The organism is Cryobacterium sp. AP23 (genome assembly GCF_054075385.1).
On record NZ_CM133415.1, the window covers coordinates 3,093,585 to 3,112,176 of the forward strand.

Sequence of the window (18,592 nt, forward strand, 5' to 3'; positions counted from 1 at the left end):
TCACAGGTATACATGTAACCGCTTGCACAAATGTCAATGTTGATTATGAAAGGCACACCAATGATGGTGAAGAAGAATGGCCTGCTCGCCGCGGGCGCGATTGCCGTCGCCGCCGCACTGGCCCTGTCCGGATGCGCGGCTGGATCTGAATCCGGCGGCACCACGACCGAAGCCGATTCCAGCACGTTGACCGTGTGGGTGGACGCCGACCGCGCCGCCGTGCTGAAGGACGCCGCAGCGGCGTTCACCAAGGAATCCGGCGTCAAGGTGAAGCTGGTGCAGAAGGACTTCGCGAAGATCCAGGAAGAGTTCATCGCCCAGGTCCCCACCGGCAAGGGCCCGGACATCACCATCGCCGCGCACGACTGGCTCGGCAACTTCGTCAGCAACGGCGTGGTCCAGCCCGTCGAACTCGGCGACACCGCGGCCGGCTACCAGCAGGTCGCCGTCACCGCCATGAGCTACGAGGGCAAGACCTACGGCGTGCCGTACTCGATCGAGAACATCGCGCTGCTCCGCAACACCGCCCTGGCGCCCACCGCCCCGGCCACGTTCGAGGACATGGTCGCCGCTGGGACCGCCGCCGGGACCGAGTTCCCCTACCTCGTGCAGGCCGGCCCCGAGGCCGACCCGTACCACCTGTACCCGTTCCAGACGTCGTTCGGCGCCCCCGTCTTCGGCACCAGCGCCGACGGCAGCTACAACCCCGACGACCTCACCGTGGGCAACGCCGGCGGCGAAGCCTTCGCCACCTGGCTGGCCGCCGAAGGCGCCGCGGGCCGGATGAGCGTCAACCTCACCGGCGACATCGCCAAGGAGAAGTTCTACGCCGGAGCCTCGCCGTTCCTGCTCACCGGGCCGTGGAACGTTCCGGACGCCCAGGCCGCGGGCATCGACGTGTCCGTCGACGCCGTGCCGTCGGCCGGCGGCCAGCCCGCCCAGCCGTTCGTGGGCGTGCAGGGCTTCATGGTGAGCGCCAAGACCAAGAACGCCATCGCCGCCAACGAGTTCCTGGTGAACTACATCGGCAGCGAAGACGTGCAGACCGCCCTCTACGAGGTCGGTGGCCGCCCGCCGGCACTGACCGCCGCGTTCGAGGCCGCCAGCTCCGACCCGATCACCGCCGGCTTCGGCGCCGTCGGCGCCACCGCCGTGCCCATGCCCAACATTCCGCAGATGGGCAAGGTCTGGCAGTTCTGGGGCGTCACCGAGGCCGCGATCATGAGCAACGAGGGTGACCCCGTTGAGCTGTGGCAGAAGATGACGGCGGACATCGCCGCCGCCATCGAGTAACACGCCGTACCGGGTGCGGACGGAACCCCCAAAGAAAAAAGCCCCCCCCCCCCCCCCCCCCCCCCCCCCCCCCCCCCCACCAACCCCCCCCCCCCCCACGCCCCTTCACCCGGGGGAGCAGAGAGCAGACAATGATGACTACCCCCGCAACCGGGCACGATCGGGCGCAGATCCAGGCCGCCAAGAAGCAACGCCAGGCCGGCCGCATCGCCGAAGCCGCGTCGGCGGGCATCAAGGTGCTCCTGATCAAGGTCCTGGTACTCGGCGTCGTCGACGCCATCAGCGTCTACGCCCTCTTCGTGCTCTTCGCCAAGGAGGACTGGCTCGTCTTCAGCCTCGTGCTCTTCGTGACCGTCGTGGTCAACTGGATCTACTTCCGCGCCAAGGGGCTGCCGGCCAAGTACCTCGCCCCCGGCCTGATCTTCCTGATCATCTTCCAGATCTTCGTCATCGGCTACTCCGGCTACATCGCCTTCACCAACTACGGCACCGGGCACAACAGCACCAAGGACGACGCGGTCAACTCGCTGATCCTCTCCTCGCAGGAGCGGGTGCCCGACTCGCCCAGCTACGCCGTCACCGTGCTCGAGCGGGCCGGCGCCTACAGCTTCCTGGTCACCGACCCCGACGGCGATATTTCCGTGGGCAGCCCGGAGTCGCCCCTCGAACCGGCCGCCGACGCCGAGACGGATGCCTCCGGCCAGGCCATCGCCCTGCCCGGCTACACCACCCTGAACTTCGCCGCCATCGTGGCCAACCAGGAGGCCATCGCCGCCCTGGCCGTGCCCGTCTCCGACGACCCCAACGACGGCAGCCTCCGCACCCCCGACGGCTCCGCCGCCTACCTCTACCTCTCCGACCTGGTCTACGACGAGGCCGCCGGCACCATGACCGACGCCAGCACCGGCGTGGTCTACACCGAGGACCCCGCCCAGGGCTCGTTCGTCGCCGAAGACGGCGCCGACCTGCAGCCGGGCTGGAAGGTGGAAGTGGGCCTGGCCAACTTCGCCAAGGCCTTCGGCACCGACTCCATCCGCGGCCCGCTGATCAGCGTGACCCTGTGGACCTTCGCCTTCGCGTTCCTGTCGGTGGCCACGACCTTCGCCCTCGGCCTGTTCCTGGCCATCGTCTTCAACGACATGCGGATGCGCGGCCGCAACGTCTACCGGGTCGTCATGATCCTGCCCTACGCGTTCCCCGCCTTCCTCTCCGCCCTGGTCTGGGCCGGCATGCTCAACCCGCAATTCGGGTTCATCAACCAGGTGCTCTTCGGCGGGGCGGACATCCCCTGGCTCACCAACGAGTGGCTGGCCAAGTTCAGCATCATCTTCGTCAACCTCTGGCTGGGCTTCCCGTACATGTTCCTGGTCTGCACCGGAGCGTTGCAGTCGATCCCCGACGAGCTGCAGGAGGCCGCCACGGTCGACGGCGCCCGGCCCTGGCAGGTGTTCCGGCTGATCAAGCTGCCGCTGCTGCTGGTCTCCGTCTCGCCGCTGCTGATCGCGTCGTTCGCGTTCAACTTCAACAACTTCAACCTGATCTACATGCTCACCAACGGTGGACCCAGGGACGTGACCGCCGGGGTGAACGTCGGCGCCACCGACATCCTCATCTCGATGGTCTACAAGGTGGCCTTCGTCGGCGCCAACCGCGACTACGGCCTGGCCAGCGCGTTCTCGATCCTGATCTTCGTGCTCGTCGCGCTGGTCTCGATCATCAGCTTCAGACAGACCAAGGCGCTAGAGGAGTTGAACTGAGATGGCGACCACGACAATCGCAGCCCCGCACAACACCGAGTACATCCCGGTGAAGCACCCCTTCAACTTCGGCCGCTGGTTCCGCGCCACCGGCTGGCGGCACCTGATCGGCGCCGTGATGGTGGTCTTCTCCGCCTTCCCGCTGCTCTACGTGCTCTCCGCGTCGCTGCACCCCGGCGGAACGCTGATCACCGCGAACGGTCTGTTCAGCGAGGTGGACCTGGGCAGCTTCGTCACCCTGTTCAACCTGCCGCAGCAGCCGTACGCGGCCTGGTACGGCAATACCCTGCTGATCGGCGGCATCACCTCGGCCGGCACCGTGTTCCTCGGCGCCCTGGCCGCGTACTCGTTCTCCCGGATGCGCTTCACCGGCCGCCGTGCGGGCCTCTTGATGCTCGTGCTGGTGCAGATGTTCCCGCAGCTGCTCGCTGTGGTGGCCATCTTCCTGCTGCTCAACGGCATCTCCGACATCTTCCCGGCGATCGGCCTTGACACCCAGATCGGCCTGATCATGGTGTACCTCGGCGGCGCCCTCGGCGTGAACACCTACCTGATGTACGGCTTCTTCAACACGATCCCGGCCTCCATCGACGAGGCGGCCAAGCTCGACGGCGCCGGGCACGCCCGGATCTTCTTCACGATCATCCTGCGCCTGGTCGCGCCCATCCTCGCGGTGGTCGGACTGCTGTCGTTCGTGGGAACCACCAACGAGTTCGTGATCGCGAGCATCGTGCTGATCACGCCGGAGAAGCAAACCCTCGCGGTGGGCCTGTACCAGTTCGTGTCGCAGGAGTTCTCGAGCAACTACTCGGTCTTCGCGGCCGGCGCGGTGCTCGCAGCGCTGCCCGTCATGGCGCTGTTCCTCTGGCTGCAGAAGTACATCGTCGGCGGCCTCACGGCCGGGTCGGTCAAGTAAGCGCCACATGCTCCCGCACGTCGCCCTTCCGCACAGCCCTTCAGCGCACCTCGCCCTTCCGCATCATGATGGCTCGCCCCTGTACGTCTCCATCCAGGCGCCGGAACTCGGCGACGTCGTCACCGTGCGGGTGCGGATCCCCGCCGCCTTCGGGCCGGTGGCGATGGTGCACACCCGCTCCAACCCCGACCAGGAGCCGCGCTTCGACGAGGCCCGGCTGCTGGGCTCCGCCAATGGCTCCGTCTGGTGGGCCGCCGACCTGGTGGTGGAGAACCCGGTGCACGGTTACCGGTTCCTGCTCACCCTCGCCGATGGCGGTCACCAGTGGCTGAACGCCAGCGGGTTGCACGACATCGAAACGCTCGACTCCGAGGACTTCAAGCTCGTCGCCCACGCTGCCCCGCCGGACTGGGCTGCCACGAGCGTGATGTACCAGGTCTTCCCCGACCGGTTCGCCCGCTCCGCCGCCGCCGACCAGCGCACGGCGCCGGACTGGGCGATGCCCGCCGAGTGGGAGGACGCCGTCGAGCAGCTGCCGCCGGGCCGGTCGCACCAGTTCTACGGCGGCGACCTCGACGGCATCACCGAGCACCTCGACCACCTCGAGCGCCTCGGCGTGACCCTGCTCTACCTCACCCCGGTGTTCCCCGGCCGCTCCAACCACCGCTACGACGCGGCCGGCTTCACCGAGGTCGACCCGCTGCTCGGTGGCGACGCCGCCCTCATCCGTCTCGTCGAGGCCGCCCACGCTCGCGGGTTCAAGGTGATCGGCGACCTCACCGCCAACCACTCCGGTGACGGGCACGAGTGGTTCCGGGCCGCGCACCACACCCCGGCGGCGCCCGAGAGCGACTTTTACTACTGGCTAGACGCCGAGCAGCGCGATTACATGTCCTGGCTGGGCGTGCCGGCGCTGCCCAAGTTCAACTGGAACTCCGACGAGCTCCGCCGCCGGTTCATCGACGGCCCCGACTCGGTGGTGGCCCGCTGGCTCGAGCCACCGTTCGCCCTGGACGGCTGGCGCATCGACGTGGCGAACATGACCGGCCGGCTCGGAAACGAAGACCTCAATGCCGAGGTGCGGCAGGCCATCCGCCGCACCATGATCGACGTGAATCCCGACACGATCCTGCTCGGCGAATTCACCAACGACGCCTCGGCCGACTTCCAGGGCGACGCCTGGCACGGCGCCATGACGTACGCCAACTTCACCCGGCCGCTCTGGGCCTGGCTGTGCCGGCCGGATGCGGTGCCGTCGTTCTTCGGGCTGCCGCTGGACACGATCCCGCACTACACGGGCGAGCAGTTCCACCGCGCGCACACCCGGTTCGCCGCCGGATTCCCGTGGCGTACCCGGCTGGCCACCATGAACGCCCTGGACACCCACGACACCGCCCGGTTCCGCACCCACGCGGACGCCGCCGTGGTGCCGGTGGCGGTGGGCCTGTCGATGACCCTGCCGGGCATCCCCGTGGTCTTCGCGGGCGACGAGTTCGGCCTGGTCGGCGTGGACGGCGAGCATTCCCGCACGCCCATGCCCTGGGGGAGCGTGACCGAGCCAGAGGTCGCCGCCACGGTCGACCTGTACGCGGGGCTGATCGGCCTGCGCCGGGCCCACGAGGCCCTCAGCACGGGAGGGCTGCGCTGGCTGCACGTGGGCGACGACGCGCTCGTCTTCGTGCGCGAGAGCGAGCAGGAGTCGGTGCTGCTGCTGGCGACCCGCGCGGGCGCCGACGTGATGCTGCCGGCCGGAGTTCTCCCCGCCGTCGGCGTCTCCGCAACCCTGCCCGCCCTGGTCGGCCCCGCCCTGGCCACGGTCGTCGGCGACGGCATCCGGCTGGTCGCCACCGGCCCGTCTTTCACCGCGTGGGCCCTTCCCGGCGTCACAATTCCCTCGGATGGCACCCTCGTGTCGCCGACGGGTCCCGCGAGGTGATAATGTTTACCGGTTGCCAAAAGCACGGTTCAGCTTCAGAACTATGAAGTTTTGCCCCCTTAGCTCATTGGTAGAGCACTTCCTTGGTAAGGAAGAGGTAGTGGGTCCGATTCCCACAGGGGGCTCAGACTTGGGAGCCCAGGCTCCTGCGTCTGTGGCGGGGTAGCTCAGTTGGTTAGAGCACACGGCTCATAATCGTGGTGTCGCGGGTTCAATTCCCGCTCCCGCTACACACGGCCCGAACTTCCATTGGAAGCTCGGGCCTTTTTCTGTCCTCCGCCGGTTCGTGCATAACTCCTGCAATTTTCCCGGCGGCGATGCACGGTTACCGTAAACACGCGGGAGCGCACCGCGGCGACGAGATTCTGCAGGAGTTATGCTCCCCCAGCGAGCCATTCGGCGCGCGGGGTGAGCGGCACGGCGTCGGGGCGCTCGGCATCCGTCGTGAGGTCGATGCGGCGGCCCTCGGTGGCGGCGCGCTGCAGGGACTCCATCACGTCGAGCACGTGCAGGGCGAGTTTCCCGTTGGCGCGGGCATCGGTGCGGTGCGGCGCCCGGATCTGGTCGAGCAGCCCGATGCCGCGGGCGCCGTCGACGTAACCGGCCAGCGGGTCGAGCGAATGGAAGCCGCCATCGTTCACGCGCCGGTGGCTGGTGGGGCCGTCGAAGGTGTTCGGGTCGGCCACGGCGAGGGTGCCCTCCGTGCCGTGCACCTCGATCGGCGACGCCACGGTGGCGGCGGAATCGAAGCTCATCGTGATCGTCGACAGCGCGCCGTTGACGTGTTCGAGCACCCCGGTGACGTGGGTGTCGACGAGGACCGGGATGCTCTCGCCGGCCCGCGGCCCCGTGCGGATGATGCGGTGGTCCTGCGGTCGGCTGGACGCGCCGGAGACCGTGCGGATCGGGCCGAGCAGGTGGATCAGGGCGGTGATGTAGTACGGGCCCATGTCGAAGAGCGGGCCGCCGCCCTCGCGGTAGTAGAAGTCGGGGTTGGGGTGCCAGAGCTCGTGACCGGCGGTGACCATGACCGCCGACGCTGCCACCGGGCGACCGATCAGGCCGTCGTCGATCGCGGCCCTTGCGGTCTGGATGCCGGTGCCGAGCACGGTGTCGGGCGCCGACCCGACCCGGACGCCCGCGTGGGCCGCTGCGGCGAGGATGCTGCGGCCCTCGGCCAAGGTCACGGCGAGCGGCTTCTCGCCGTAGACCTGCTTGCCCGCGGCGATGGCGCCGAGCGCGATCTCGGCGTGCGCGGCCGGGGTGGTGAGGTTGAGCACGGTGTCGACGTCGTCGCTGGCGAGCAGCTCGGCCACCGTCAGCGCGCGGGCGGCGGGCAGAGCGGCAGCCACGACCGCCGCGCGGTCCGGATCCAGATCGGCCACTGCCGTGATGACCACGGCGTCACAAGTCGCGAGAGTCTCGAGGTAGGCGGCGGAGATGACGCCCAGGCCCACGATGCCCAGACGATGCGGGTTCAGCTCTCGGCCGGTGTGCGACTCGCCCACAGCATGCCCCTTTCGATGATGGTGCGGATCGACGGCTCCTCGAGCACGTCCAGGCTGTGCCCGGGCGTCGTCACGACGACCCGGCCCGCGCCCCACTGCCGGGTCCAGACGGCCGGCGACGTCACCGGCCGGTGCCACGGCTGCCAGGCCTCGGCCGGATGCGTGGTCGTCGCGAGCACATCACACAGGTCGTCGTTGAGCACCCAGTACTGCTCCGTGGTGAGGGTGATGTCGTCGAGGCCCGCCGTGATGGGGTGGGAGCGCCCAAGCTCGCTGATCGAGACGACGTACTCCAGGTAGTTGTCCTGCTCCGCCCCCACCCGTCCGGCCGGCTCCGTGCCCGGGTGGGTGACGAACTGGCCGCCCACCAGGTGCAGGTAATCGGCGGATGCCCGGTAGGAGTCGGCGATGCCGCCGTGCCAGCCGGTCAGGCCGGTGCCGGCTGCGACGGCGCCCTGCAGCCCGGCCACCTGCTCTGCCGTGATCTCGCTCATCGTGACGCACTGCACGATCAGGTCGGTCGCGGCCATCACCCCCGCATCCGCATAGATCGCCGGAGACTCCTCGATGCGCACCTCGAAGCCGTTGTCCCGCAGAAACGGGACGAACAGTTCGGTGCTCTCCACCGGCCGGTGGCCGTCCCAGCCGCCGCGCACGATCAGTGCCTTCATGCCAACCTCCTCGTCGCCGAACCTTGTGAAATGTCAGATGTGGGGCGGTGCCGTGGTCGCCCGGCGCACCAGCCCGGTGGGCAGCCGGATGTGATTCTGCGGCAGGGTCTCCCCGTTCAGCAGCGAGACAAGCATCCCCGCGGCCGTGGCGCCGAGCTTCTTCATCGGTTGCCGGATGGTCGTGAGCGCCGGGTTCATCTGGGACGCCTCCGGGATGTCGTCGAAGCCGATCACCGACAGGTCGCCGGGCACCTCCAGGCCGAGTTCGGCGGCGACCTGGATGATCGCGATCGCCGACAGGTCGTTCGCGGCGAACACCGCGGTGGGGCGGTCGGTCATCGACAGCAGCGACGCCGCGGGCGCCTTGGCCGTGTCGCGCTTATACAGGCCGACCCGCACCAGGGCGGGGTTGAACTGGATGCCCGCATCCGCCAGGGCCTGCCGGTAGCCGGCCTCGCGGAGCGTGGCGCTGCGGAGGTCGGGGCGGCCGGCCAGGAACCCGATCCGGCGGTGGCCGAGCTCGATCAGGTACCGGGTGGCCTGCAGGGCACCGCCGAAGCTGTCCGATTCCACGGTGGGGAGGTCGGCCCGGCCGGTGTGCGGGTCGATGGCCACGACCGGGATCTCGGCGGAGGTGGTGTCGACCGTGGGCGTGACCATGATGGCGCCGTCGATGAGGGTGCCGCTGAGCCGGCTCAGCGAGCGCCGTTCCCAGCCGTTGGTCTCCCGCTGCCGAGAGCCGCTGTAGGCGAGCAGGTCGTAACGGGAGTCCGCCAGCGCGACCCCGACGCCCTTGAGGATTTCGGCGCTGAACGGCTCGAAATCGGCCACCAGGATGCCGATGACGCTGGTGCGCCGCGAGCGCATGCTGCTGGCCACCAGGCTGGACTCGTACCCCAGCTGCTGCACCACGTCGAGCACCCGGGCGGTGGTCGCCGCCGAGATGCCGTAGCGGCCGTTGACCGCTTTCGAGACCGTCGCCACCGACACGCCCGCCGCGGCGGCGACGTCGTGGATCGTGGCGCGAGGAGTCATGGGATCAGCATAAGCGGTTTTGGAAACTGATTTCGAAAACGTTTGACACTTATTTTTTGCGGTGTGACACTGATGCAATTCCCCCAGCGCACCAGTAGAGCTGGCGTCACTCAATGAAGAGAAAAGGTTGGACCCCATGAAGTTGAACCACGCGAGAACGAAACGGATCCTCGCCGGATCCACGGTCCTGGTCCTCGGGGCGCTCGGGCTCACCGCCTGCAGCGCCGGTGCCTCGGACGGCGGATCCGCCGGCGGGGACGTGAAGATGAGCCTGTGGCAGAACTCCACCACCGGCCCCGGCCAGGAGTTCTGGGACAAGACCGTCGCCGACTTCGAAGCCGACAACCCCGGCGTCACCATCGACGTGCAGGCGATCCAGAACGAAGACCTGGACGGCAAGCTGCAGACGGCGCTGAACTCGGGCGACGCTCCGGACATCTTCCTGCAGCGCGGCGGCGGCAAGATGGCCGCCATGGTCGCCGCCGGCCAGCTGATGGACATCACCGGCGGCATCTCCGACCAGGTGAACAAGGAAATCCCCAAGGGCTCGTTCATCGCGAACAGTCTGGAAGACAAGATCTACGCGATGCCCGTGGCCGTGCTCCCCGGCGGTATCTTCTACAGCCAGGACCTCTTCGACGCCGCGGGGATCACCGAGACCCCCACGACCATCGACGCGCTCGAAGAAGACGCCGCGAAACTGAAGGCCACCGGCGTCGCCCCGATCGCCTTGGGCGCCAAGGACGCCTGGCCTGCCGCGCACTGGTTCTACTTCTTCGCGCTGCGTGAATGCAGCTCCGATGTCCTGGCCGAGGCAGCCGACACCAAGGACTTCTCGGATGACTGCTGGATCCGCGCCGGCGAAGACCTGCAGAGCTTCGCCGACACCGAACCCTACAACGAGGGTTTCCTCACCACCGCCGCCCAGCAGGGTGCCGGCAGTTCTGCCGGCCTGGTGGCCAACCACCAGGCAGCCATGGAACTCATGGGCGCCTGGAACCCCGGCGTGATCGCCTCGCTGACACCCGACGCCAAGCCCCTGGCCGACCTGGCCTGGTTCCCGTTCCCCGAGATCAGCGGTGGCGACGGCGAACCCGGCTCGATCCTCGGTGGTGTTGACGGCTACTCCTGCTCGGTCGACGCTCCGAAAGAGTGCCTCGACTTCCTCAACTACATCGGCAGCTCCGACGTACAGAAGGAGTACTACGCGGCCTTCAACGCCCCGCCCGTGAACACCGTGGCTCAGGAAGCCGTCACCGAGCCGTACCTCAAGCAGATCATCGAGGCCTACAACGCGGCCCCGTACGTCTCCCAGTGGCTCGACACCGTCTACGGCCAGAACGTCGGGAACGCCCTGAACGTGGGCGTCGTCGACCTGCTCGCCGGCAAGGGCAGCCCGGAGAAGCTCATCGAGGCGGTCAACGACGCGGCCAAGAAGGCTTAGGCAGTCCCATGACAGTTCGCGAGAGTGCCCCGACGCGATCAGAGGTGGATCTCGCGAACGGCGGGAGCACGGGTGTCACGCCCGCGCTCCCGCCCGTGCGGCGCCGCCGCACGTCGGTCGCAGCCCGGGTCGAGATCGCGGTCCTCGTCGGCCCGGCGCTGATCGTCTTCCTCGGCTTCGTCATCTTCCCCGTCGTCATGGCGGCCTACTACGGCTTCTTCAGCTGGCAGGGCTACGGCCCGCCGACCGACTTCGTCGGGTTCCGCAACTACGTCACCATCCTCCAGGACCCCACTTTCCAGGAAGCGCTCACCCACAACGGCATCATCGTGGTGCTGTCGCTGGTGCTGCAGGGGCCGGTCGCGATCCTCCTCGCCTTGCTGCTGAACCGGAAACTGCGCGGGCAGTCACTCATCCGCGTGCTGATCTTCGTCCCCTACGTCATCTCCGAGGTCGTCGTGGGCACGGGCTGGAGCCTGATGCTGCAGACCAACGGTGCCGTGAACGGCCTGCTCGAGAAGGTCGGCCTTGGCGCGTTCACCCAGGACTGGCTGTCCAACCCGGACATCGCGATCTGGACGTTGATGGTGATCATCACCTGGAAGTACGTCGGCTTCGCCGTGATCCTCTTCCTCGCCGGGCTGCAAGGCATCCCGGAGGAACTGCCGGAGGCCGCCGCCATCGACGGGGCGTCGTTCTGGCAGATCCAACGGCACATCACGTTGCCGCTGCTGGCACCCACGCTGCGGATCTGGGCGTTCCTGTCGATCATCGGCGCCCTGCAGCTCTTCGACCTCGTCTACATCATCTGGGGCCAGTACATCGCCTCGACCGCCGGCACCTCGACCATGGCGACCTACCTCGTCGCCAACGGCCGCAACGCCGGCAACTACGGCTACGGAAACGCCGTCGCCGTGGTGCTCTTCCTGATCTCCCTCGTGGTCGCGCTGATCTACCAGCGCTACGTGCTGCGCCGGGACACCGAGGGCGCCATCACTAGGAAGGGAAAGAGCCGATGACGGTCCTCACGACACCCGCTGTGGCGCTGCCGCCGGCCGATCCGCCGGCACCGATCAAGACCACCCGGCGCTGGGGCACCCCGGTCGCCTACGTCGTCGCCGTGATCGTGATCGGCCTGATGCTCGCCCCGGTGCTGTTCATCATCATCGGCGGGTTCCGCACCAACGCCCAGATCACCACCGACCCGTCCGGGTTGCCGTCGGTGTGGGACTTCGGCAACTACCTCGACGTACTCACGGGTGGCATGTTCTGGCGACTGGTGGGCAACTCCCTGATCGCCGGCCTCGCCACCACATTCGGCGTCGTGCTGCTCGGCCTGATGGCCAGCTACGTCCTGGCCCGGTATTCGTTCCGCGGCCGCGGCATCCTGTACGCCATGTTCGCTGCCGGCCTGATGTTCCCGATGACCGTGGCGATCACCCCGCTGTACCTGGTGGTCAAGAACCTCGGCCTGATGAACTCGCTCGGCGGTGTCATCCTGCCGCAGATCGCGTTCGCGCTGCCGACCACCATCATCATCCTGGTCCCGTTCCTGCGGGCCATCCCGGATGAGATCCAGGAGGCGGCGTTCATCGACGGCTGCAGCCGGCTGGGCTTCTTCTGGCGGATGATCGTGCCGCTGGCCATGCCCGGCGTTATCACGGTGGGCATCCTGGCGTTCATCGCCAGCTGGAACAGCTACTTGCTGCCGCTGTTCATCCTGAACAACGAGGCGGTGTTCACGCTGCCGCTGGGAGTGCAGTCCTTCGCCTCGCAGTACTCCGTGGACACGGCGAAGGTGCTCGCCTTCACCTCGCTGTCCATGATTCCCGCCCTGGTGTTCTTCGCCCTGTTCGAACGCCGCATCGTCGGCGGGCTCACCGGCGCGGTCAAGGGCTGACGCGGCGCCCCGCGGTGCAGCCCGAGAAGTCTACGAAGTAGAAAGAGAACGTTGTGACCTACCCAGAATTACCGCCGGTGTCCGACCGCGTGCGTGCCCTGCACGCCCAGATGACCCTCGAGGAGAAGGTCGCCCAACTCGTGGGCTACTGGGTCGACCAGGGCGGTGAAGTCGTCGCGCCGCTGGCCGGCGAAATGGCCTCCTCGACCCGCTACGACGAAGCAACGACGCACGGCCTCGGCCATCTCACCCGGGTGTACGGCACCCGGCCCGTGGACCCGGTGGAGCGGGCGGAGTGGCTGTGGGCCGAGCAGCGCCGGCTGACGGAGCAGACCCGGCTGGGCATCCCCGCCATCGTTCACGAGGAGTGCCTAACCGGGCTCGCCGCGTGGAAGGCGGCCACCTTCCCCACTCCGCTGGCCTGGGGCGCGGCCTTCGACCCTGACCTGGTGCAGGAGATGGGCGCCCTGATCGGCCGGTCGATGCGGGAACTGGGCATTCACCAGGGCCTCGCCCCGGTGCTGGACGTGATCCGGGACCCGCGCTGGGGGCGGGTGGACGAGTGCATCGCCGAAGACCCCTACGTCGTCGGCACGATCGGCACCGCCTATGTGCGCGGACTGCAGTCCGAGGGGGTGCACGCCACGTTGAAGCACTTCGTGGGGTACTCCGCGACGCAGGCCGGACGCAACCACGCCCCGGTGCACGCCGGGCCACGCGAGGTCAACGACGTCTACCTGCCGCCGTTCGAGATGGCGGTGCTCGACGGCGGGGTGCGGTCAGTGATGAACTCCTACGCCGAGATCGATGGGGCGCCGGTCGCCGCGACGCCGGAGTACCTGACCGGGATTCTCCGCGACCGGTGGGGTTTTGACGGGGTCGTCGTCTCCGACTACTTCTCGGTCGCCTTCTTGGAACTCATGCACGCCGTCGCGGCGGACCGGGGGGAGGCAGCCGAACTGGCCCTGGCCGCCGGCATCGACGTGGAGCTGCCGACCGGGGACGCCTTCCTGGCGCCGCTGCTCGAGCGGGTGCGGTCCGGGGTGACCGATGAGGCTCTGGTGGACCGCGCCGTGCTGCGGGTGCTGACGCAGAAGGAGGAGCTCGGCCTGCTCGACGAGACCTTCACCGTGCCGCCGACCGAGGTCGACCTGGACTCGCCCGAGCACCGCCGGGTCGCATGTGTGCTCGCCGAGGAGTCGCTGGTGCTGCTGACCAACTCCGGCGTGCTTCCGCTGCGGAAAGGCGTCGCGCCGGGCCCCCGCACCATCGCGGTCGTGGGGCCTAACGCCGACTCGACCGAGGCCCTGATGGGCTGCTATTCGTTCGTGAACCACGTGCTGGCCCACCACCCCGGGGTGCCGGCTGAGCTGGAGATGCCCACGGTGCTCGAGGCGCTCCGCACGGAGTTCCCCGCGGCGGACCTCGTGTTCACCCCGGGCTGCGAGGTGGAGGGTACCGACCGGTCCGCGATCCCCGCCGCGGTCGAGGCGGCCCGTGCCGCCGACGTGGCCATCGTGGTGGTGGGGGACCGGGCCGGCCTGTTCGGCCGCGGTACCGTGGGCGAGGGCAACGACGTGGAGAGCCTCGAGCTTCCCGGCGTGCAACGCGACCTGGTGGAGGCGCTGGTCGCCTCCGGCACCCCGGTGGTCATGGTGCTGATGACCGGCCGGCCTTACGCCGTGTCCTGGGCCATCGACGGACCATCCGCGCCGGCAGCGGCACTGCAGGCGTTCTTCCCGGGCGAGGAGGGCGCGGTGGCGATCGCCGCGGTGCTCTCCGGCGCGGTGGCACCCAGCGGGCACCTGCCCGTGTCCCTGCCCCGGTCGGCCGGGGCCCAGCCGTACACCTACCTGCACCCGATCCTGGGCGGCCCGTCGGACGTGACCAGTGTCGACAGCACCCCGGTGCTGCCCTTCGGGCACGGGCTCACCTACACGAGCTTCGAACGCACGGCATTGCAGGCCGACCCCGAGGTGGCCGCCGGCGGCGCATTCTCGGCGCGCGTGCGCATCCGCAACACCGGCGACCGGGCCGGGACCGACCTGGTGCAGCTCTACGCCAGGGACATCCACGCGAGCGTGACCCGGCCGGTCGCGCAACTGCTCGGCTACCGCCGGGTTGCCCTCGAGCCCGGCGAGGAGGCCGTGGTCAGCTTCGACGTTCCGACGGCCCGGCTGGCGTTCACCGGCCTCAGCCACGAGCGGATCGTCGAGCCCGGCCGGGTGGAACTGTGGGTGGGCCCGTCGTGTGCGGTCAAGGAGACCGTGACGGAGACGGTGCTCACCGGCCCCGTGTACCGGGTGACCCTGGCCGACGAACGGTACGTGCGGAGCGAGGTCGAGCGCTCGGCGGAACCGGTCCTCGTGGGGGAGGCCGAGGCGGCGCGCCTCTGACCGAGCAGCGCGGTTCCCGCGCGCCGGCGAATCGACGCTGAACCGCCGGCGCTGCCGCCAATGGGCGAAGGAAGGAGCGGGCCACCCCGATGACGGCCCGCCCCATGCGGGAGTGCTTCGGGTGTGGCCTCGGTCGGGCCCTGTCAACGGTGCCTCAGGGCCACACTTCGGGGAACACCCCCGTCTGAGGGGCATCATAGTACCAATGCCGTCCCGCGGACAGGGGTCTCCCGGCGGTCGTTTTTCGATTTGCGATTTGTTTTGGCAGGATGTGCTGCAGGGCGTTCAATCGGCAGAACAGCGGCTCCGCCCGACAGTCCTGACGGGCGGATCCGGCGCGAATCGTTGACCGGGCCGCCCGGTGAATCGTGGGGGAGTGGCATGGCAACGGAGACGAGCTCGACGGCGGTTCTGCTCGGGGGCGTGCGCCGGGCCGGGCGAGCCGGCGCGCCGGCCCTGGACGAGTTGGCCGACGCGGCCTGGCAGGTGGACGGCAACGCCGACCGGGCGATCGGCTTCGCCATCCGCACCGCGGCCGCGTTGCCGCAGCCGGGCACCGGGCGCACCCTCGAACTCTTCGATGCCCTGGCGACCGTTGCCGCCGCCGACCTCACCGCGGCGCGGGTGCTCGAGGCACACACGGATGCCCTCGCGATCCTGGCGCAGGCCGACGCAGCACCGGTCGACGCAACACCGGCGGCTGTGGATGCCGGCGACGCGCACATCGCGGCGTCCCGCGTGCAGTCCGCCTGGGGTGTCTTCGCGGCCGAGGCGCCCGGGCAACGCGTGAGCGCCACCCGGGTAGACGGCGGCTGGCGCCTGGACGGCGGAAAGCCCTGGTGCTCGCTGGCCGGCTCGCTCGGTCGCGCCCTGGTGACGGCGCACACCACTCCGGAAGGCGCCGAGCCCGCCCGGCGGCGGCTGTTCGAGGTGGATCTGACGGCACCCGGCGTCACCGTGCAGGACGGAGCGTGGGTCGCCACCGGCCTGACCCAGGTGCCCAGCGGCCCGGTCTCCTTCGTTGCCGTGCCGGCCGTGCCCGTCGGCGCCGACGATTGGTACCTCACCCGGCCCGGGTTCAGCTGGGGCGGCGTCCAGGTGGCGGCATGCTGGTGGGGCGGCGCGGTCGGCATCGCCCGGCGCCTGCGGGCGGCCGCCCTCGAGCGCGAACCGGACCAGATCATGCTGGCGCATCTCGGCGCCATTGACCTTGCCCTGATCGGGGCCGGTGCGGCCCTGGCGGATGCGGCCGCCGCGATCGACAACGGCGACGCCGTCGGGGAGGCCGGAACTCTGCTGGCCGCCCGGGTGCGCGGGCTCGTGGCCCGCTCTGTGGATGAGGTCCTCGGCCGGGTCGGGCACGCGCTCGGCCCGGCCCCGCTCGCCCTCGACGCCCGGCACGCCCGCCGCGCGGCCGACCTCACCCTCTACGTGCGCCAGCACCACGCCGAGCGCGACGATGCCGCGCTCGGTGCACGCCTGCTCGGCGCGGGGGTCGCGTCGTGGTGAGCTTCAGCCACGACGAGTCCGGCACGAGCGAGCGGCTCTGGCAGCAGGACGCGTGGCCGGCCGGGGCCCGCACCCTGGCCCTGACCGGCTGCGCCCGCCTGATCGTGGTGGCCGCCCACCCCGACGACGAGTCCCTCGGCGCCGGCGGCCTGATCAGCGCCGCCGCGGGGCAGGGAATCCCCGTCACCGTGATCGTCGCCACCCATGGCGAGGCCTCGCATCCGCATTCACCCACCCACACCCCGGCCGACCTCGCCGCGGTGCGCCGGGTGGAGGTGGTCGCCGCGGTGCGGGCGCTCGCCGCCGAGGCCCGGGTGCGGCTGCTCGACCTGCCCGACGGCGACCTGGCCCAGCACCACCACAGCCTGGAAGAAGCGATCTGGGACGAGGCCGTGCGGGACGAGACGCCCGGCGAGACGCCCGCCGTGGGGCGCAGCGCAGCGCAGGGCGAGACCGACGCGACGGATGCGGCGACCTACGCCGGCGCATCCACCTGGTTGGTGGCCCCGTGGCGGCAGGACGGGCATCCCGATCACACCGCTGCCGGAACGGCCGCCGCCCGGGTGGCCGAACGCACGGGCGCCCGGCTGCTGGAGTACCCGATCTGGGCCTGGCACTGGTCGACCCCGCAGGATGCGATCTGGCCCGGCGGGTCCGGCCCGGTCGCCGCGTGGCGGCTGGAGCTGGACGAGACCGCGCGCACCCGTAAGCGCACCGCGTTGGCCGCGCACGGCAGCCAGGTCGAGGCGCTCTCCGACCAGCCCGGCGACGAGGCGATCGTGCAACCGGGCTTCGCCGCCCACTTCGAGCGGGACTACGAGCTGTTCCTCGGCGCAGCCGCCGACGCCGGCCTGCCGGAGCCGACCGGGACCCCGGCGGAGAGCCTCACCGCGGGCTTCTTCGACGACTTCTACGCCGGGGCGACCGACCCGTGGGGGTTCGAAACCCGGTGGTACGAGGCCCGCAAACGCGCCGTCACCCTGGCCGCGCTGCCGCTGGCCCGGTACGGCGCCGCCTTGGAGCTGGGCTGCTCGATCGGCGTGCTCAGCCGCGACCTCGCCGACCGCTGCGACACCCTCCTCGCCACCGACATCAACGCGCAGGCCCTGGCCGTGGCCCGCGCCCGGCTCGCCGGCCTGCCCGGCGTCACCGTGGAGCAGCGCGCCCTGCCCGCCGAGTGGCCGGCCGGTACGTTCGACCTGGTGGTGCTGTCGGAGATCGGCTACTACTGCTCGCCGGCCGACCTGGCCGTGCTGCTCGAGCACTGCCGCCGGAGCCTCCGCCCGGGCGGCGCCCTGGTCGCCTGCCACTGGCGGCATCCGGTGGGTGAGTACCCGCTCGGTGGAGACGACGTGCACGCGGCGCTCGCCGCCCTGCCCGGACTCGAACGCACCGTGCAGCACGTCGAACGCGACTTCATCCTGGAGGTCTACGAACCGGCGCCCGCACCGTCCGTTGCCCAGCGGGAAGGGCTGGTGTCGTGAACACCCGGATCGACCGGCTCGTCGTTATCGTGCCGGCGCGCAACGAGGAGAGCCGACTGCCCCGGTGCCTGGCCGCGCTCGCCGACGCCGTCGACGCGGTTCAGACCGAGTTCGGCGCCGACGCCCCGGTCATCACCGTCGTCGTGGTGCTCGACCGCTGCACCGACGGTTCGGCCGACGTGGTGGCCCGGTGGCCGCAGTTCCAGGCCCTGCAGTGCTCCGCCGGTTCGGTCGGCTCCGCCCGCCGCGAGGGGGTGGCCCACCTGCTGCAGGGTGCCGCGGATGCGCACACCTGGGTGGCGACGACGGATGCCGACTCCGCGGTTCCCCGGCGTTGGCTGGCCGTGCAACTGGCCCTGGCCGAGGCCGGCACCGAGCTGGTGCTCGGCACTGTGCTGCCCGACGCGGAGCTGTCGGCGGTGGAGCGGGCCCGCTGGCACGGGTCGCACACGCTGGTCGACGGGCATCCGCACGTGCACGGCGCCAACCTGGGTGTACGCGCCGACCGGTACCAGCAGGCGAACGGCTTCAGCGAGGTCGACTCGGACGAGGATGTGCTGCTGGTGGCGGCGTTGCGCGAGCTGGGCGCCCGGGAGTGCCGCACCGCGCTCATCCCGGTGCTCACCTCCGGCCGGCTGGACAGCCGGGTGCCCGGCGGATTCGGCGGATACCTCGCCGGCCAGGTCGCGGCGACACGCTGACGATAACTCAGAAATAGCGTGCGATCAGGGGCGCCAGAGGTC

Annotated in this window: 14 protein-coding genes and 2 tRNA genes; 13 read left to right on the top strand and 3 right to left on the bottom strand. The window is 69.9% G+C overall.

The genetic code is table 11. The features are described from left to right. Positions 1 to 60: 60 nt before the first annotated feature. From ACU5E9_RS14725 to ACU5E9_RS14750, 6 genes are all read left to right on the top strand, one after another. Positions 61 to 1,293: a sugar ABC transporter substrate-binding protein gene (locus tag ACU5E9_RS14725; RefSeq protein WP_456810650.1), complete on the top strand. Its 1,233-nt coding sequence runs from the start codon at positions 61 to 63 to the stop codon at positions 1,291 to 1,293. 131 nt (positions 1,294 to 1,424) lie between these two features. Beyond that, on the top strand, positions 1,425 to 3,050 hold the full coding sequence (locus ACU5E9_RS14730) for an ABC transporter permease subunit (RefSeq protein WP_456810651.1): 1,626 nt from the start codon (positions 1,425 to 1,427) through the stop codon (positions 3,048 to 3,050). Between the two features lies 1 nt (position 3,051). Beyond that, the gene (locus tag ACU5E9_RS14735) at positions 3,052 to 3,966 is read left to right on the top strand and encodes a sugar ABC transporter permease (RefSeq protein WP_456810652.1); all 915 of its coding nucleotides are present in this window, start codon (positions 3,052 to 3,054) and stop codon (positions 3,964 to 3,966) included. 7 nt (positions 3,967 to 3,973) lie between these two features. Continuing rightward, entirely contained in the window at positions 3,974 to 5,902 is a 1,929-nt protein-coding gene (locus tag ACU5E9_RS14740; protein WP_456810653.1) for a glycoside hydrolase family 13 protein, read from the top strand. A gap of 53 nt (positions 5,903 to 5,955) precedes the next feature. Then, positions 5,956 to 6,027: transfer RNA gene (locus ACU5E9_RS14745), tRNA-Thr, on the top strand. A 31-nt stretch (positions 6,028 to 6,058) separates the two neighbouring features. Then, positions 6,059 to 6,132: transfer RNA gene (locus tag ACU5E9_RS14750), tRNA-Met, on the top strand. Positions 6,133 to 6,276: 144 nt separating this feature from the next. Here the strand turns inward: ACU5E9_RS14750 and ACU5E9_RS14755 are convergent. The 3 genes from ACU5E9_RS14755 to ACU5E9_RS14765 are packed head-to-tail and all read right to left on the bottom strand — an operon-like array spanning position 6,277 to position 9,116. Next, positions 6,277 to 7,410 (bottom strand): Gfo/Idh/MocA family protein, encoded by a 1,134-nt coding sequence (locus tag ACU5E9_RS14755; RefSeq protein WP_456810654.1) that lies wholly within the window; start codon positions 7,408 to 7,410, stop codon positions 6,277 to 6,279. Beyond that, on the bottom strand, positions 7,380 to 8,081 hold the full coding sequence (locus ACU5E9_RS14760) for a ThuA domain-containing protein (RefSeq protein WP_456810655.1): 702 nt from the start codon (positions 8,079 to 8,081) through the stop codon (positions 7,380 to 7,382). Before ACU5E9_RS14760 ends, ACU5E9_RS14755 begins: the two co-directional genes overlap by 31 nt. A gap of 33 nt (positions 8,082 to 8,114) precedes the next feature. Beyond that, positions 8,115 to 9,116, bottom strand: coding sequence for a LacI family DNA-binding transcriptional regulator (locus ACU5E9_RS14765; protein WP_456810656.1), 1,002 nt, complete (start codon positions 9,114 to 9,116; stop codon positions 8,115 to 8,117). 136 nt (positions 9,117 to 9,252) lie between these two features. On the opposite strand from ACU5E9_RS14765, the gene ACU5E9_RS14770 reads away from it, so the two are divergent. The 7 genes from ACU5E9_RS14770 to ACU5E9_RS14800 all read left to right on the top strand — a co-directional run bounded on the left by ACU5E9_RS14770 (position 9,253) and on the right by ACU5E9_RS14800 (position 18,550). Next, complete coding sequence (locus ACU5E9_RS14770) at positions 9,253 to 10,560, top strand: ABC transporter substrate-binding protein (protein ID WP_456810657.1); 1,308 nt, start codon at positions 9,253 to 9,255, stop codon at positions 10,558 to 10,560. Between the two features lie 8 nt (positions 10,561 to 10,568). Beyond that, positions 10,569 to 11,579, top strand: coding sequence for a carbohydrate ABC transporter permease (locus ACU5E9_RS14775; protein WP_456810658.1), 1,011 nt, complete (start codon positions 10,569 to 10,571; stop codon positions 11,577 to 11,579). Beyond that, positions 11,576 to 12,460 (top strand): carbohydrate ABC transporter permease, encoded by an 885-nt coding sequence (locus tag ACU5E9_RS14780; protein WP_456810659.1) that lies wholly within the window; start codon positions 11,576 to 11,578, stop codon positions 12,458 to 12,460. The genes ACU5E9_RS14775 and ACU5E9_RS14780 overlap by 4 nt, the downstream gene beginning before the upstream one ends. A 53-nt stretch (positions 12,461 to 12,513) precedes the next feature. After that, positions 12,514 to 14,856 carry a beta-xylosidase/alpha-l-arabinosidase gene (locus ACU5E9_RS14785; RefSeq protein ID WP_456810660.1) on the top strand — a complete coding sequence of 781 codons (2,343 nt, stop codon included), beginning with the start codon at positions 12,514 to 12,516 and terminating at the stop codon, positions 14,854 to 14,856. A gap of 381 nt (positions 14,857 to 15,237) precedes the next feature. After that, positions 15,238 to 16,365 carry an acyl-CoA dehydrogenase gene (locus ACU5E9_RS14790; protein ID WP_456810661.1) on the top strand — a complete coding sequence of 376 codons (1,128 nt, stop codon included), beginning with the start codon at positions 15,238 to 15,240 and terminating at the stop codon, positions 16,363 to 16,365. Continuing rightward, positions 16,359 to 17,849 carry a PIG-L family deacetylase gene (locus tag ACU5E9_RS14795; protein WP_456810662.1) on the top strand — a complete coding sequence of 497 codons (1,491 nt, stop codon included), beginning with the start codon at positions 16,359 to 16,361 and terminating at the stop codon, positions 17,847 to 17,849. Before ACU5E9_RS14790 ends, ACU5E9_RS14795 begins: the two co-directional genes overlap by 7 nt. Beyond that, positions 17,846 to 18,550: a glycosyltransferase gene (locus tag ACU5E9_RS14800; RefSeq protein WP_456810663.1), complete on the top strand. Its 705-nt coding sequence runs from the start codon at positions 17,846 to 17,848 to the stop codon at positions 18,548 to 18,550. The genes ACU5E9_RS14795 and ACU5E9_RS14800 overlap by 4 nt, the downstream gene beginning before the upstream one ends. Positions 18,551 to 18,592: the final 42 nt, after the last annotated feature.